General features: G+C 58.7%; 15 protein-coding genes. 12 read left to right on the forward strand and 3 right to left on the reverse strand.

What is annotated here, in order from left to right:
* Window position 1: 1 nt before the first annotated feature.
* From AB4P92_RS14890 to AB4P92_RS14900, 3 genes are all read left to right on the forward strand, one after another.
* Complete coding sequence (locus AB4P92_RS14890; RefSeq protein WP_395597811.1) at window positions 2-1786, forward strand: GMC family oxidoreductase; 1785 nt, start codon at window positions 2-4, stop codon at window positions 1784-1786.
* Between the two features lie 12 nt (window positions 1787-1798).
* The gene (locus AB4P92_RS14895; RefSeq protein WP_395597812.1) at window positions 1799-3100 is read left to right on the forward strand and encodes a c-type cytochrome; all 1302 of its coding nucleotides are present in this window, start codon (window positions 1799-1801) and stop codon (window positions 3098-3100) included.
* Between the two features lie 276 nt (window positions 3101-3376).
* Window positions 3377-3940: a hypothetical protein gene (locus tag AB4P92_RS14900; RefSeq protein ID WP_042556981.1), complete on the forward strand. Its 564-nt coding sequence runs from the start codon at window positions 3377-3379 to the stop codon at window positions 3938-3940.
* Between the two features lie 123 nt (window positions 3941-4063).
* On the opposite strand, the gene AB4P92_RS14905 is transcribed toward AB4P92_RS14900, so the two are convergent.
* On the reverse strand, window positions 4064-4366 hold the full coding sequence (locus AB4P92_RS14905; RefSeq protein ID WP_042556980.1) for a hypothetical protein: 303 nt from the start codon (window positions 4364-4366) through the stop codon (window positions 4064-4066).
* 245 nt (window positions 4367-4611) lie between these two features.
* Here AB4P92_RS14905 and AB4P92_RS14910 point away from each other — a divergent pair, with 245 nt between their 5' ends.
* The 3 genes from AB4P92_RS14910 to AB4P92_RS14920 all read left to right on the forward strand — a co-directional run bounded on the left by AB4P92_RS14910 (window position 4612) and on the right by AB4P92_RS14920 (window position 8253).
* Window positions 4612-5670, forward strand: coding sequence for a PA0069 family radical SAM protein (locus tag AB4P92_RS14910; protein ID WP_042556979.1), 1059 nt, complete (start codon window positions 4612-4614; stop codon window positions 5668-5670).
* 237 nt (window positions 5671-5907) lie between these two features.
* The gene (locus AB4P92_RS14915) at window positions 5908-6636 is read left to right on the forward strand and encodes a carbonic anhydrase (protein WP_047299211.1); all 729 of its coding nucleotides are present in this window, start codon (window positions 5908-5910) and stop codon (window positions 6634-6636) included.
* A 90-nt stretch (window positions 6637-6726) separates the two neighbouring features.
* Entirely contained in the window at window positions 6727-8253 is a 1527-nt protein-coding gene (locus AB4P92_RS14920) for a SulP family inorganic anion transporter (RefSeq protein ID WP_042556977.1), read from the forward strand.
* A 135-nt stretch (window positions 8254-8388) separates the two neighbouring features.
* Here AB4P92_RS14920 and AB4P92_RS14925 read toward each other — a convergent pair whose 3' ends face one another.
* Window positions 8389-9039 (reverse strand): hypothetical protein, encoded by a 651-nt coding sequence (locus tag AB4P92_RS14925; RefSeq protein ID WP_042556976.1) that lies wholly within the window; start codon window positions 9037-9039, stop codon window positions 8389-8391.
* Between the two features lie 369 nt (window positions 9040-9408).
* Between AB4P92_RS14925 and coxB the strand changes: the two genes are divergently transcribed.
* From coxB to AB4P92_RS14945, 4 genes are all read left to right on the forward strand, one after another.
* Window positions 9409-10536 (forward strand): cytochrome c oxidase subunit II, encoded by a 1128-nt coding sequence (gene coxB / locus AB4P92_RS14930; RefSeq protein WP_395597813.1) that lies wholly within the window; start codon window positions 9409-9411, stop codon window positions 10534-10536.
* Between the two features lie 82 nt (window positions 10537-10618).
* Window positions 10619-12205, forward strand: coding sequence for a cytochrome c oxidase subunit I (gene ctaD / locus AB4P92_RS14935; RefSeq protein WP_042556974.1), 1587 nt, complete (start codon window positions 10619-10621; stop codon window positions 12203-12205).
* 129 nt (window positions 12206-12334) lie between these two features.
* A complete protein-coding gene (locus AB4P92_RS14940; RefSeq protein ID WP_042556973.1) occupies window positions 12335-12886 on the forward strand; it encodes a cytochrome c oxidase assembly protein in 552 nt (183 codons plus the stop codon).
* Between the two features lie 24 nt (window positions 12887-12910).
* The gene (locus AB4P92_RS14945) at window positions 12911-13798 is read left to right on the forward strand and encodes a cytochrome c oxidase subunit 3 (protein ID WP_042556972.1); all 888 of its coding nucleotides are present in this window, start codon (window positions 12911-12913) and stop codon (window positions 13796-13798) included.
* 48 nt (window positions 13799-13846) lie between these two features.
* Here the strand turns inward: AB4P92_RS14945 and AB4P92_RS14950 are convergent, their stop codons facing one another.
* Entirely contained in the window at window positions 13847-14050 is a 204-nt protein-coding gene (locus AB4P92_RS14950) for a twin transmembrane helix small protein (RefSeq protein ID WP_047299208.1), read from the reverse strand.
* 70 nt (window positions 14051-14120) lie between these two features.
* Between AB4P92_RS14950 and AB4P92_RS14955 the strand changes: the two genes are divergently transcribed.
* Window positions 14121-14861 carry an SURF1 family protein gene (locus AB4P92_RS14955; protein ID WP_047299207.1) on the forward strand — a complete coding sequence of 247 codons (741 nt, stop codon included), beginning with the start codon at window positions 14121-14123 and terminating at the stop codon, window positions 14859-14861.
* A complete protein-coding gene (locus tag AB4P92_RS14960) occupies window positions 14827-15420 on the forward strand; it encodes a hypothetical protein (protein ID WP_047299206.1) in 594 nt (197 codons plus the stop codon). The genes AB4P92_RS14955 and AB4P92_RS14960 overlap by 35 nt, the downstream gene beginning before the upstream one ends.

Genomic DNA, 15420 nt, shown 5'->3' on the forward strand with positions numbered 1-15420 from the left:
CATGGCAACCGTAATGAAGAAAGTCGACGCAGTGATCGTCGGTTTTGGCTGGACCGGCGCGATCATGGCCAAGGAACTGACCGAAGCCGGCCTCAACGTGCTGGCGCTAGAGCGCGGGCCAATGCAGGACACCTACCCCGACGGCAACTATCCGCAGGTGATCGACGAACTCACCTACAGCGTGCGCAAAAAACTCTTTCAGGACATCTCCAAAGAGACCGTCACCATTCGCCACAGCGTCAACGACATCGCCCTGCCGAACCGCCAGTTGGGTGCGTTCCTGCCGGGCAATGGCGTCGGCGGCGCCGGGCTGCACTGGTCGGGTGTGCACTTTCGCGTCGACCCGATCGAGTTGCGCATGCGCAGCCACTACGAAGAACGCTACGGCAAAAGCTTCATTCCCAAGGACATGACCATTCAGGACTTCGGCGTTAGCTATGAAGAGCTGGAGCCGTTCTTCGATTACGCCGAAAAAGTCTTCGGCACTTCGGGCCAGGCCTGGACCGTCAAAGGTCAGTTGGTCGGTCAGGGCAAGGGGGGTAACCCTTACGCGCCGGACCGCTCGAACCCTTTCCCGCTGGAAGCGCAGAAGAACACGGTTTCCGCACAGCTGTTCGGCAATGCAGCCACAGAGGTTGGCTACAAACCCTACAACCTGCCTTCGGCAAATACTTCAGGGCCGTACACCAATCCCTACGGCGCGCAGATGGGCCCGTGCAACTTCTGCGGATTTTGCAGCGGTTACGTTTGCTACATGTATTCCAAAGCGTCGCCGAACGTGAACATTCTGCCGGCGCTCAAACCGTTGCCGAATTTCGAGCTGCGGGCCAATTCCCATGTGCTGCGGGTCAATCTCGACAGCAGCAAAACCAAAGCCACCGGCGTCACCTACATCGATGCGCAAGGTCGGGAGATCGAGCAACCGGCGGATCTGGTGATCCTCGGCGCGTTCCAGTTGCACAACGTGCGACTGATGCTGCTCTCCGGGATCGGCAAGCCTTACGATCCGATCAGCGGCGAAGGCGTGGTCGGGCGCAACTTCGCTTACCAGAACATGGCAACGATCAAGGCGTTCTTCGACAAGGACACCCACACCAACAACTTCATCGGAGCCGGCGGTAACGGTGTGGCGCTGGATGATTTCAACGCCGACAACTTCGACCACGGCCCGCACGGCTTCGTCGGCGGCTCGCCGATGTGGGTCAACCAGGCCGGCAGCCGACCGATTGCCGGCACCTCGAACCCGCCGGGCACGCCGGCCTGGGGCAGCGCATGGAAACGCGCGACCGCCGATTACTACACCCACCAGGTGTCGATGGACGCCCACGGCGCGCATCAGTCCTACAGAGGTAACTACCTCGATCTCGATCCGGTGTACCGCGATGCCTACGGCTTGCCGCTGCTGCGCATGACCTTCGACTGGCAGGAAAACGACATCAAGATGAACCGCTTCATGGTCGAGAAAATGGGCAAGGTCGCCGAAGCGATGGGCCCGAAAGCCATTGCGGTGATCGGCAAGAAAGTCGGCGACCACTTCAATACGGCGTCCTACCAGACCACCCACCTCAACGGTGGCGCGATCATGGGCACCGATCCGAAGAAGAGCGCGTTGAACCGTTACCTGCAGAGCTGGGACGTGCACAACGTCTTCGTTCCGGGCGCCTCGGCATTCCCGCAAGGCCTGGGCTACAACCCGACCGGTCTGGTCGCGGCGTTGACCTATTGGTCGGCGAAGGCGATCCGCGAGCAATACCTGAAAAACCCCGGCCCGCTGGTTCAGGCTTAAGGAGCGATGACCATGAAGAAGTTTGTTATCGCGTCCCTTGCGCTGCTCGGCAGTGCTGCTTTGCAAGCGGCCGAAGTCGATCAATCCTTGATCAAGCAGGGTGAATATCTGTCCCGCGCCGGTGACTGCGTGGCGTGCCACACCGCGAAAAACGGCAAGCCGTTCGCCGGGGGCCTGCCAATGGAAACCCCGATCGGCACGATCTACTCGACCAATATCACCCCGGATAAAACCGGCGTGGGTGATTACAGCTTCGAGGACTTTGATCAGGCAGTGCGTCATGGCGTCGCCAAAAACGGTAGTACGTTGTACCCGGCGATGCCGTATCCGTCCTACGCCCGTGTCAGCGAAACCGACATGAAAGCGTTGTACGCGTACTTCATGCACGGCGTTGAACCCGTCGCGCAAGAGAACAAGGCCAGCGACATTCCATGGCCGTTGAGCATGCGCTGGCCGCTGATGGGCTGGCGCTGGATGTTTGCGCCGAAGGTCGAGGACTACAAGTCGACGTCAGACGACCCGGTGATCGATCGTGGGGCGTATCTGGTAGAAGGGCTCGGACATTGCGGCGCCTGCCATACGCCACGGGCCCTGACCATGCAGGAAAAATCCCTGAGTGCGGCCGATGGCAGCCACTTTCTGGCCGGCAGCGCGCCGCTGGAAGGCTGGATCGCCAAGAGTCTGCGTGGCGATCACAAGGATGGACTCGGCAGCTGGAGCGAGGAGCAACTGGTGCAATTCCTCAAGACCGGCCGCAGTGATCGCAGCGCCGTGTTCGGCGGCATGAGCGATGTGGTCACCCACAGCATGCAGTACATGACCGACGCCGACCTGACGGCGATTGCGCGCTATCTCAAGTCGTTGCCGGCCAATGATCCGAACGATCAGCCACACCAATACGACGCGACAGCCGCCAAGGCCCTGTGGAACGGTGATGACAGCCAGCGCGGTGCCTCGGTGTACATCGACAACTGCGCGGCATGCCATCGCACCGACGGTCACGGTTACACCCGTGTGTTTCCGGCGCTGGCAGGCAACCCGGTGTTGCAATCAGACGACCCGACCTCGCTGATTCACATTGTGCTCAAGGGCGGTACATTGCCCGCGACGCACACTGCGCCATCGACTTTCACCATGCCTGGTTTTGCCTGGCGGTTATCGGATCAGGAAGTCGCGGACGTGGTGAGCTTCATTCGTGGTAGTTGGGGTAACAAGGGCGCGCCGGTGAAGGCTGCCGATGTCGCCAACCTGCGCAAGAACGATATGCAGACAACGTCCGGGGATGATCTGGGACAGGTCACCACGCATAACTGACTGTCGGAGTGCCTAGCCCGCCGATACAGCATGTATTTCTATGCTGGATCAGCGGGCATTCGTTTCTGGGCACTAAAACCAGGGGAAAATCTCATCTACTGTCAGACTTGGCAGGGTGCATATCCGAACAGTCGATGTAACTTTCCACGCGCCGAAAACCACAACTGTAAATACATACACCTGTCAACTCTGACAGTAGCTGTTATTTGCCGTCTGACTTACTGTCTGATTGACGCAATTCAAATCTCGATATTGCGCAGGCATGGAGCAAATCACATGAGCTATTCAGTCGTGGTTGAGTTTAAGGACATTAATGCAGACGGTAAGCAAGAAGCTGTAATTTCCCGTTATAACAATGGCTATGCGAACAATCTCAAACCTGATGCAGTTGTCACGACTTACGCCAACGCCCAGGGGGAATACGACCGCGCCGAAGGGGTGGATGATGTCGAGGGAAATGACGGGGTAGATGAATTTGACACGGACACCTATACCGTCGCGGCGAGTCTGGCCTCGAAGTTGGCAGGTTTGAGCACTGTGGGCGAGGGTCGCCTGTACAGCTGCATCCTCATATCGTCTGACGGTCAAGCGAGAACGGCTAAACCGACATGCGTGAATATTGATCTATTCAAAGTTTCAAATCACGATCTGTCTCAGCCTGACGCTAACGTAAAGTTAAAGATCAATGCCACAGGTTTTTATAAGGTAGAGGATACATTGGAGGGCGAAGGCAAATTCAACATCGATGCTGACGGTGATGAAGACTCTGATGCCAATGACAAGCTGATTTTCGTCAATATCGCGAATTCGTTTGTTTCAATGAGAGGCTTCGCTGGATGAACCCGTTGCCCGACTCGCGTTAACTGGGTCGCCGAAAGGAATTGATTGGCAATGAATAGCCCTGCATAAACCATCTATGCAGGGCTGTCTTTTGCGCCGATTAAAACGCAGTAAAACTTTCTGTTACGGATTGACGATACTCACATAAGCCTTGGCCAATGCCTCCAACTTGGCCTTGTCATCACTATCAATATCGCCGTCGCCGTCCACATCCTTCTTATCGGTGCGGATGGTGAACGACTTGCCACGATCGCTGGACACCGCGACAACATAAATCGAATCAACCAAGGACTCGGTCGACAGCTGCTCTTCCGCGTCCCAGCCCAGTTCCTTGCGAGCAAGTTGCATCGAAACAATGGTATTGGGCTCAGATTGGCTCGGCAGCATCATTTGCAGAAAAACACCACGCTGATTGAGAAACGACATAAATTAAATCCTTTTATAATTAATACACAGGCATCAGTGCCGGTAAGTTGCGAAGGCTATATTTGATAACTTCTCTTCACAACCAAACATATGTTTCCCGGGTTGTCTCTGGTTCTAACTATTTATATAAACAGCGAACAGAATCGCGAGAATGATCCGCGGCGGTTTTTCTGTGGCCGAACGGTACTGGATCGTCCCGGCCCTGCTCATATACTGTATGCATATACAGACACGAGATTCGCCCAATGATCAGCCCTCTCCCCCCTCGCGGTCGCGGCACCGCGACCAACCCGCACAACCGCTTCGCGCCAAACCGCTCGGTGGCGGAGGACGACGGCTGGTATCAGGAAGTGCCCGAAACGCAAAACACCGAGGTGATGATCGAAACCGCAAAAACCATCATTACCCGCAACACTTCGCCCGATCTGCCCTTTGATCGCTCCATCAATCCCTATCGCGGCTGCGAGCATGGCTGCATCTATTGCTACGCTCGGCCCAGCCACGCCTATTGGGACATGTCGCCCGGGCTGGACTTCGAAACCAGGCTGATCGCCAAGACCAACGCCGCGCAGGTGCTGGAAGAACAGTTGAGCAAACGCGGCTATCAATGTGCACCGATCAACCTGGGTTCCAATACCGATCCGTATCAGCCGATCGAACGCGAACATAAAATCACCCGTCAGATCCTCGAAGTGCTTTTGCGCTATCGGCATCCGGTAACCATCGTCACCAAGGGCTCGCTGATCCTGCGCGATCTCGACTTGCTGACCGAACTGGCGCAGCAGCGACTGGTGGCCGTGATGATCAGCCTCACGACGCTGGACGACGAACTCAAACGCATCCTCGAGCCGCGCGCCGCAGCGCCCAAGGCGCGGTTGCGGGCGATCCGGGTGATGCGCGAAGCGGGCATTCCGGTCGGTGTGCTGTGTTCACCGATGATTCCGATGATCAACGACAGCGAGATCGAAGGCCTGCTCACCGAAGCCCACGCTGCCGGTGCGCAAAGCGCTGCGTACATGATGCTGCGCCTGCCGCTGGAGGTGGCGCCGTTGTTTGAGGAATGGCTGCAAGCGCACTATCCGCAACGGGCGGCACACGTGCTGAGCCTGATTCGCCAGAGCCGTGGCGGTGAGCTTTATGACAGCCGTTTCGGTGCGCGCATGCGGGGCGAAGGGCCGTTCGCCGATCTGCTCGCCCAGCGCTTTGCCAAGGCGATCAAGCGTCTTGGCCTCAATCATCGCGAAGGCTACAACCTCGATTGCACAGCCTTCTGTCCGCCGGGTCGCCAGATGTCGTTGATTTAGCGACAATTGCCTTATGGTCGAGGGGTTAGAAACCTTCCGCCGAAAACCTCAGTCACGTTTTTTGTGACCTGGAACACACGTTCTAGAGCGTTTGATTCAGTTTGAGTTAAGTTTCGGCGGCTACCTTGTTCATCGAGTGACTGACGGGTCGGGATGACCCGGATGTTTTAAACAGCCACTGGCTTCATACCGGAATACCGGGGCAAGACTCCCTGAATCCGCCAAAGAGGATGAATCATGAGTGACAAGGATAAACAGCCGCTGGCTGCGTCGGCGCAAACCCCTGAAGCGGAATCCGCCGATGCAGCGCTGCGACAGATCGTAGACGGCTTTTTACATTTTCATCATGAGGTCTTCCCGCAGCAGGAAGAACTCTTCAAGAAACTCGCCACGGCACAAGCGCCCAAGGCGATGTTCATCACTTGCGCCGACTCGCGCATCGTTCCCGAACTGATTACCCAGAGCTCGCCCGGCGATCTGTTCGTGACGCGTAACGTCGGCAACGTCGTACCACCTTACGGCCAGATGAACGGCGGCGTTTCCACTGCCATCGAATACGCGGTACTGGCGCTGGGCGTGCAGCACATCATCATCTGCGGCCACTCCGATTGCGGCGCCATGCGTGCGGTGCTCAACCCCGATAGCCTGGAAAAAATGCCGACGGTCAAAGCCTGGTTGCGCCACGCCGAAGTCGCGAAAACCATGGTGCATGAGAACTGTCACTGCGCCGACGAAAAAGAAAGTATGCCGATCCTCACCGAGGAAAACGTCATCGCCCAATTGCAGCACTTGCGTACCCATCCCTCGGTAGCCTCACGCATGGCGAACGGTCATCTGTTCATCCATGGCTGGGTCTACAACATCGAAACCAGTGAAATCAAAGCTTACGACGCGGATCAGGGCCGTTTCCTGCCGCTCGATGGCAGCCATCCGATTCCGGTGGCGACGCCCAAAGCGCGCTTCTAAATCTTCCTGACAATCTGTGTGGTTTGACGCCGGCCGCTGTTTCAGCGGCCCGGCCTCGCCACGCCTGAAGAAAACTTCGGGAGAATCACCATGCGTGCTGCTCAATTGAAAGCTGTGTTGCCACGGGAGCTGCTCGCATCCGTGGTTGTGTTTTTGGTCGCCCTGCCGTTGTGCATGGGCATTGCAATCGCTTCAGGGTTGCCGCCAGCGAAGGGTTTGATCACCGGAATCATCGGTGGTCTGGTGGTGGGTTGGCTGGCGGGTTCACCGTTACAGGTCAGCGGGCCGGCGGCGGGTCTGGCGGTTTTGGTGTTCGAACTGGTGCGCCAGCACGGTATCGAGATGCTCGGGCCGATTTTGCTACTCGCCGGTTTCCTGCAACTGGTGGCCGGACGACTGAAGCTCGGCTGCTGGTTTCGGGTCACGGCGCCAGCGGTGGTCTACGGCATGCTTGCCGGGATTGGCGTATTGATCGTGCTGTCACAGGTGCATGTGATGCTCGATGCGTCGCCGAAACCTTCCGGGCTGGATAACCTCACGGCATTCCCCGCCGCAGTGGCGCAAGCCTTGCCGTCGTTTGGCTGGCAGGCAGGCCTGCTCGGGTTGTCGACGATTGCGGTGATGTGGCTGTGGGAGAAATTCCGTCCGCACTCGCTGCGGTTCGTTCCCGGCGCATTGCTCGGTGTTGGCCTGGCGACGGGCGCCAGTCTGCTGCTGGCGTTGCAGGTGAAGCGGGTTGAGGTGCCGGCGAATCTGGCGGAAGCCATCGACTGGTTGAAACCGGCAGACCTGCTCAGTCTGGCCGATCCGACGCTACTGATCGCCGCATTCGCCGTGGCGTTTATCGCCAGCGCGGAAACCCTGTTGTCGGCCGCCGCGGTAGACCGCATGCACAATGGCGTGCGTTCGGACTTCGACCGTGAACTCTCGGCGCAAGGTGTCGGCAACATGCTCTGCGGTCTGCTCGGCGCACTGCCGATGACCGGGGTGATCGTGCGCAGTTCAGCCAACGTCCAGGCCGGTGCAACCACGCGTTACTCGACAATCTTCCATGGTCTGTGGCTGCTGGCGTTCGTGCTGTTGCTGTCGAGTGTGCTGCAAAGCATTCCGGTGGCGAGTCTGGCGGGTGTGCTGGTGTATACCGGCTTCAAACTGGTCGACCTGAAAGCCTTCCGTGGTCTGAGCCGTTATGGGCGGATGCCGATGTTCACCTACGCCGCCACGGCGCTGGCGATCATCTTCACTGACCTGCTGACCGGTGTGCTGATCGGTTTTGGTCTGACGCTGGTGAAACTGGCCTTCAAGGCCTCGCGCCTGAAGATCAGCTTGATCGACCTGCCGCCGGAAGGGGAAATGGAGTTACGTCTGATCGGCGCGGCGACCTTCCTCAAAGTACCGGCGCTGACCCAGGTGCTGAACACGATTCCAGCAGGCTCGACGGTGCATGTGCCGCTCAATAATCTGAGCTACATCGACCATTCGTGTCTGGAGTTGCTGGAAGAATGGGGCCGGGCGAATGCGGCCAAGGGGTCGAAACTGGTGATCGAGTCGCGTGGGTTGAAGCGACGGCTTGAGGGGCGGGTTCGCACCAACACTGGCATCGGTGCGGCCGGCTAAAAACTCACTGTTGCGATAAACCCTGTGGGAGCTGGCTTGCCAGCGATGGCGGTCCGTCAATCACTGAAAGTGTTGACTGATCCACCGCTATCGCTGGCAAGCCAGCTCCCACAGGTATCTGGGTGTAGCTAAGGGTTACGCAGCAGGCTGATCCAGCTCCAAACCCACACCCAATCGGCGGCTCATGCAAGGCCAGCGTTTCCACGCCGCACCGGTCTCCGGGCTGCTGAGTTTTTCGCGGTAGATCTCGACTGATTCCAGCGCAAAACTTTCGTCGTTGAGCATCTCGTCGATGGCGTGATGTACCGCTTCGTCCAGTTGGTTGGCAAATTCCTCACCGATCAACTGGTGAGCAATCAAGTTGGCGACCGTCATGTCCAAGGGGATCAAGGGCTGGCCGAAATGCTTGATGTACAGGTCATTGACCTCTTCGACAAAACGGTGCGCCAGATAGGCTTCGTCCAGCAGGCTGTCCAGGCCAACGTGCCCGGCCATGATGGCTGGCGGCTGGAGGAAGTACTGCTCGGCGATTCTGAGCACCGGTTTGATCTGCGATTCAATTCCCGCTTCCCTGGCGACTTCGTTGGCTGCATCCAGCAGGTCCGGTACTTCATCGATGTAGGCGGCGACAAAACGCGTCAGCACACCATTGGCGTCGGCTTCCGGCAATTGGATCGCCGGGTGTAAATGAGGCAGCTTGCTTTCCAGCTGACGGGTCAGCAGGCCGGTTTCTTTCTCGTGCTGTTGGGCTTTTTGGATCTGCTCGCGCAATGCGGCGGTGTTCATGAAAACTCCAGGGAACAAGGCAGTGAAATAGGGAAGACATAAGTTAGCTGGCTTACGAAAAATGCTAAGACGCATTTGTCATAATTATTTCATCCTTGATGCGCCCGCGTTATATCTGTTTGCCACCACTCGTCTGCATCCTTCTCCATTCCTGCCCTTGAACGCAAGTGCTCGCTGTTTCAGATCATTTACGAGCAGACATTGCAATTCTCAGTCGCTGTCTATACTCGCCAGTGAATGGAGTTAGCTGATGACGCCCGACTGCACCCGCAGCAAGGCTCGGCGATTCAAGTTCGTAGTCTGATGCAGCCGCTCCCTTGCCGCAGGCGAAAGCCTCCGGGATAACAAGAACGATAAGGGGAACCCGCAATGATGCGACATCCACATGTCTGGATGGGCCTCCTGTTGTGGTCGATTTTCAGCCCGGCCAATGCGGCCTGGACTGTGAATATGGCGCCTGGAGCGACTGAAATCAGTCACGCAGTATTCGACCTGCACATGACCATTTTCTGGATCTGTGTGGTGATCGGGGTCATCGTCTTCGGCGCCATGTTCTGGTCGATGATGGTGCACCGCCGTTCTACCGGGCAGGTCGCCGCAAAATTCCACGAAAGCACCACCGTCGAAATTCTCTGGACCGTCGTACCGCTGCTGATTCTGGTAGCGATGGCCGTGCCGGCGACCGCCACCCTGATCAAGATGTACGACAGCAGTGAGCCGGATATCGATATCCAGATCACCGGTTATCAGTGGAAGTGGCATTACAAATACCTGGGCCAGGACGTCGAGTTCTTCAGCAACCTGGCCACTCCCGCCGAGCAGATCCAGAACAAGGAAGCCAAGGGCGAGCATTACCTGCTTGAGGTCGACAAGCCGCTGGTGCTGCCGACCGGCGCCAAGGTGCGCTTCCTCGTGACCTCCGCTGACGTGATCCATTCCTGGTGGGTGCCGGCCTTTGCGGTCAAGCGCGATGCGATTCCGGGGTTCGTCAACGAAGCCTGGACCCGCGTCGACAAACCGGGCATTTACCGTGGCCAGTGCGCCGAACTGTGCGGCAAGGATCACGGCTTCATGCCGATCGTGGTCGAGGTCAAGGATAAGGCCGACTACGAAACCTGGCTCGCCGAGCGCAAAGCCGAGGCTGCGCAGCTTAAAGAGCTGACCAGCAAGGAATGGACCCTCGACGAGCTCAAGGAGCGCGGCGACAAGGTCTATCACACCACTTGCGTCGCCTGTCACCAGGCCGAAGGCCAGGGCCTGCCGCCGATGTTCCCGGCGCTCAAGGGCTCGAAAATCGCCACCGGCCCGATCAAGGATCACCTGAGCATCGTCTTCCACGGTAAACCCGGCACCGCCATGGCGGCGTTCGGCAAGCAGTTGTCGGAAGTCGATATCGCCGCCGTTGTGACCTACGAACGTAACGCGTGGGGCAACAACAAGGGCGATATGGTGACGCCAAAAGAAGTGCTGGAGCTGAAACAGGCGGAAAGCAAATGAGCCGGTCTATTGCGTACTTCGTGAATCGGTCGGGGCTCCGCGCCCCGGCCTGCCCCGTCCACTCGCTTGAAGGAGACCGGCCATGAGCGCTGTCATCGATGACCACGGTCACGCCGACCACGCCCACGGCCCGGCCAAAGGCCTGATGCGCTGGGTGCTGACCACCAACCACAAGGACATCGGCACGCTGTACCTGTGGTTTGCGTTCTGCATGTTCCTGCTCGGCGGCTCGTTCGCCATGGTGATCCGCGCCGAGCTGTTCCAGCCCGGTTTACAGATCGTCGAACCGGCGTTCTTCAACCAGATGACCACCATGCACGGTTTGGTGATGGTGTTCGGTGCGGTGATGCCGGCGTTCGTCGGCCTCGCCAACTGGATGATCCCGTTGATGATCGGCGCGCCGGACATGGCCCTGCCGCGCATGAACAACTTCAGCTTCTGGCTGCTGCCGGCGGCGTTCCTGCTGCTGGTCTCGACCCTGTTCAGCCCCGGTGGCGGGCCGAACTTCGGCTGGACGTTCTACGCGCCGTTATCAACGACTTACGCACCTGAAAGCGTGACGTTCTTCATCTTTGCCATTCACCTGATGGGGATCAGCTCGATCATGGGCGCGATCAACGTGGTCGCGACCATCCTCAACCTGCGCGCCCCCGGCATGACGTTGATGAAAATGCCGCTTTTCGTCTGGACCTGGCTGATCACCGCGTTTCTGCTGATCGCGGTAATGCCGGTACTGGCCGGGTGCGTGACGATGATGCTGATGGACATCCACTTCGGCACCAGTTTCTTCAGTGCTGCCGGTGGCGGTGACCCGGTGTTGTTCCAGCATGTGTTCTGGTTCTTCGGCCACCCTGAGGTGTACATCATGATCCTGCCGGCGTTCGGCGCCGTCAGCTCGATCATCCCGACGTTCTCGCGCAAACCGCTGTTCGGCTACACCTCGATGGTCTACGCCACGGCGAGCATCGCGTTCCTGTCGTTCATTGTCTGGGCGCACCACATGTTTGTGGTCGGTATTCCGTTGGTGGGCGAGCTGTTTTTCATGTACGCCACGCTACTGATCGCCGTGCCCACCGGGGTCAAGGTGTTCAACTGGGCGAGCACCATGTGGCAAGGCTCGCTGACCTTCGAAACGCCGATGCTGTTCGCCGTGGCGTTCGTCATCCTGTTCTCCATTGGCGGGTTCTCCGGGCTGATGCTGGCCATCGCCCCGGCGGACTTCCAGTATCAGGACACCTACTTCGTTGTGGCGCATTTCCACTACGTACTGGTGCCGGGGGCAATCTTCGGGATCTTCGCCTCGGCCTATTACTGGCTGCCGAAATGGACCGGGCACATGTACGACGAAACCCTCGGCAAGCTGCATTTCTGGTTGTCATTCATCGGGATGAACATGGCCTTCTTCCCGATGCACTTCGTGGGACTGGCGGGAATGCCGCGGCGGATTCCGGACTACAACCTGCAATTCGCCGACTTCAACATGGTCTCCTCGATCGGTGCGTTCATGTTCGGCGCCACGCAGATCTTCTTCCTGTTCATCGTCATCAAGACTATCCGTGGCGGCGAACCGGCACCGGCCAAACCGTGGGATGGCGCCGAAGGCCTGGAGTGGAGCGTGCCGTCGCCGGCGCCGTATCACACCTTCACTACGCCGCCGGAAGTGAAATGAACACCTCCAGCCCTGTGACAAACCCTGTGGGAGCTGGCTTGCCAGCGATGGGGCCAGCGCAGTGTGTCAGGCAGGCAGCCATCGCTGGCAAGCCAGCTCCCACAAGGATTCATGTGGAGGCTGAAAATCATGGCTGACTCGATCTCGCTGAAAAAACTGGTCACCCGCCTGCTCGGGGTGGTGGTCGCGATGTTCATTTTCGGTTTTGCCCTGGTGCCGATCTACGACGTGATGTGCAAAGCCTTCGGCATCAACGGCAAGACCGGCGGCCAGTACGAGGGTGAGCAGGTGGTTGATACCTCGCGCCAGGTGCGCGTGCAGTTTCTGTCGACCAACACTGCCGACATGCCATGGGATTTCTATCCCAAGCACGATGAACTCACGGCCAACCCCGGCGCAGTCAACGAGATGATCTTCATCGCCCGCAACCCCACCGACAAACCGATGAGTGCGCAAGCCGTACCGAGCATCGCGCCGAGTAATGCCGCCGCGTATTTCCACAAGACCGAATGCTTTTGCTTTACCCAGCAGGTGCTGCAGCCCGGGCAACAGATCGAAATGCCGGTGCGTTTCATTGTTGACCGCGACATGCCCAAGGAAGTGAAGCACCTGACGCTGTCCTACACGCTGTTCGATATCACCGCCCGACATCCACCGGTGGCTGTAAACACTGGCGGTTAGCGTGCCCGATAAGGAGAACAATAAATGGCAACTCATGAGCATTATTACGTTCCGGCCCAGAGCAAGTGGCCGATCATCGCCACGATCGGGATGTTGGTCACCGTGTACGGTCTGGCCGTCTGGTTCAACGATCTGAAGGCAGCGCGCCCCGAATCCCACGGCCCGCTGATCTTTTTCGTCGGTGGCCTGCTGGTGGCGTACATGCTGTTCGGCTGGTTCGGCACGGTGATCAAGGAAAGCCGCGCGGGGCTATACAGCGCGCAGCTGGACCGCTCGTTCCGCTGGGGCATGAGTTGGTTCATCTTCTCCGAGGTGATGTTCTTCGTCGCTTTCTTCGGTGCGCTGTTCTACGTGCGGCACATTTCCGGCCCGGCACTCGGAGGTGAAGGCCCCAAAGGGGTCGCGCACATGCTTTGGCCAAACTTTCAGTTCACCTGGCCGCTGCTGAACACGCCGGACCCGAAACTGTTCCCGCCGGCCAAGGACGTCATCAGTCCGTGGGGCTTGCCGCTGATCAACACGATTCTGCTGGTCAGCTCAAGCGTGACCATCACCATCGCCCACCATGCGCTGAAGAAAGGCCATCGCGGCGCGCTGAAAATCTGGCTGGCGATCACCGTGCTGCTGGGCTGTGCGTTCCTTGGTTTCCAGGCCGAAGAATACATTCACGCTTATAAGGAGCTGGGCCTGACCCTGGGTTCGGGCATCTACGGCGCGACGTTCTTCATGCTCACCGGTTTCCACGGCGCCCACGTGACCATCGGCACGATCATTCTGTTTGTGATGCTGATGCGGATCATGAAGGGCCACTTCGACAACGAGCATCAGTTCGGCTTTGAAGCGGCGAGCTGGTATTGGCACTTCGTCGACGTGGTGTGGATCGGCTTGTTCATCTTCGTTTATGTGCTTTAACAACAGCTGCAAGCTCCAAGCTTGCAGCTCAAAGCTAGAAGCTTGCAGCTACCACGTCACGTGGGACACCAGTTGGCCGCTGTAGAAACCCCAGGCGATCAAGCCGACGGTTCCAGCGGCCAATGCCACCCGAACACTCAAGGCGATGACCAGTCGATTCGAGCTGCTGTCGTCCTTGACCAGGAAAAACAGGCCGCTGAACAGGCTGATCACCGTGGCAATCAGCATCAGGACGATAGCTGTTTTGAGCATGGGAAGACTCCGGGGGACAGGCGATGCAGTTGAGTATAGCGATCGCGACGACTGACTTTGTGGCGCAAGCATGAAGCGCTTTCGCCCGGGTGTGATTCCGACCGTGGTGGTGGCGTTGTTGCTGCCGCTGCTGGTGTCACTGGGTTTCTGGCAACTGAGCCGTGGCGCGGAGAAAACCGCCCTGCTCACCACTTACACGGAACGCCGCGCCGCAGAGCCGATGGCCAGCAGCGAACTACTGACCAGCGCCGACCCGGCCTATCGCCGCGTGCATCTGCAGGGCCAGTTCGATGGTGCCCACAGCCTGTTACTCGATAACCGCCAGCGTGACGGCAAAGTCGGCGTCGAAGTACTGCAACCGTTTCAGGATCAGCGCAGCGGTCTGTGGCTGCTGGTCAATCGCGGCTGGCTGCCGTGGCCGGATCGCCGCGTACCGCCGCAATTCAGCACGCCAACCGAATCGCTGAATATCGACGCCTGGGTTTATATCGCCCCCGGCGCGACTTTCCAGTTGCACGCCGACCCGGTCAGCCAGACCTGGCCGCAAACCATCACCGCCGTCGAGCCGGCCAAGCTGTGGAAAACCCTCGAACGCGACGGCTACGCCTATGAATTACGCGCCGAACCCGGCCCGGCCAGCTATCAAGCCGATTGGCCGGTGGTCGCGATGGGTCCGGAAAAACACCTCGGTTACGCAGTGCAGTGGTTCGCCATGAGCATTGCACTGCTCGGTCTCTACCTCTATCTCGGCTGGCACAACGCCAAGGAGAAACACCATGGGAACGGCCATGAATCCACCCAGCATGTCTGAAGCCAAAGTCCCGGTCAGTCGCCGACGCGGACGCATGCAACTGTTGCTGATCGTGCTCGGTGTAGTCGGCCCGATGCTTCTCGCCACCGGCATGTACAAATTGCAGTTCTGGGTGCCGGAAGGTCGCAGCTATCACGGTGAACTGCTCGGCAACGGCCAGACCCGCGCCGACATCGGCGTGCAAGCCGATGAACAACGCTGGCAGATGCTGGTGACCGCGCCCAAGGACTGCTCGGTGGATTGCCAGCAGTTGGTGTATCTGGCGCGGCAGATCCAGATCGGCCTCGGTCGTGAGGCCGGGCGCGCCACCCATGCCCTCGCCGCCGCGCAGCCGTTGAGCAGCGACTACGACGCCAAACTGACCCGCGAATACCCGCAGCTGCAACGCTATCCGCTGGATGCTGCGACATTCGGCAAGACAACAGGGGACAACGCGACGCCGCAGCTGTGGATCATCGATCCGCACGGCAACCTCGTGCTGCGCTACGGCCCGAACGTAAAGGGTAAGGATCTGCTCAACGACCTGCGCCACCTGCTGAAACTGTCGAACATCGGATAA

The organism is Pseudomonas sp. A0308, from assembly GCF_044218815.1.
GTDB lineage: Bacteria > Pseudomonadota > Gammaproteobacteria > Pseudomonadales > Pseudomonadaceae > Aquipseudomonas > Aquipseudomonas iridis.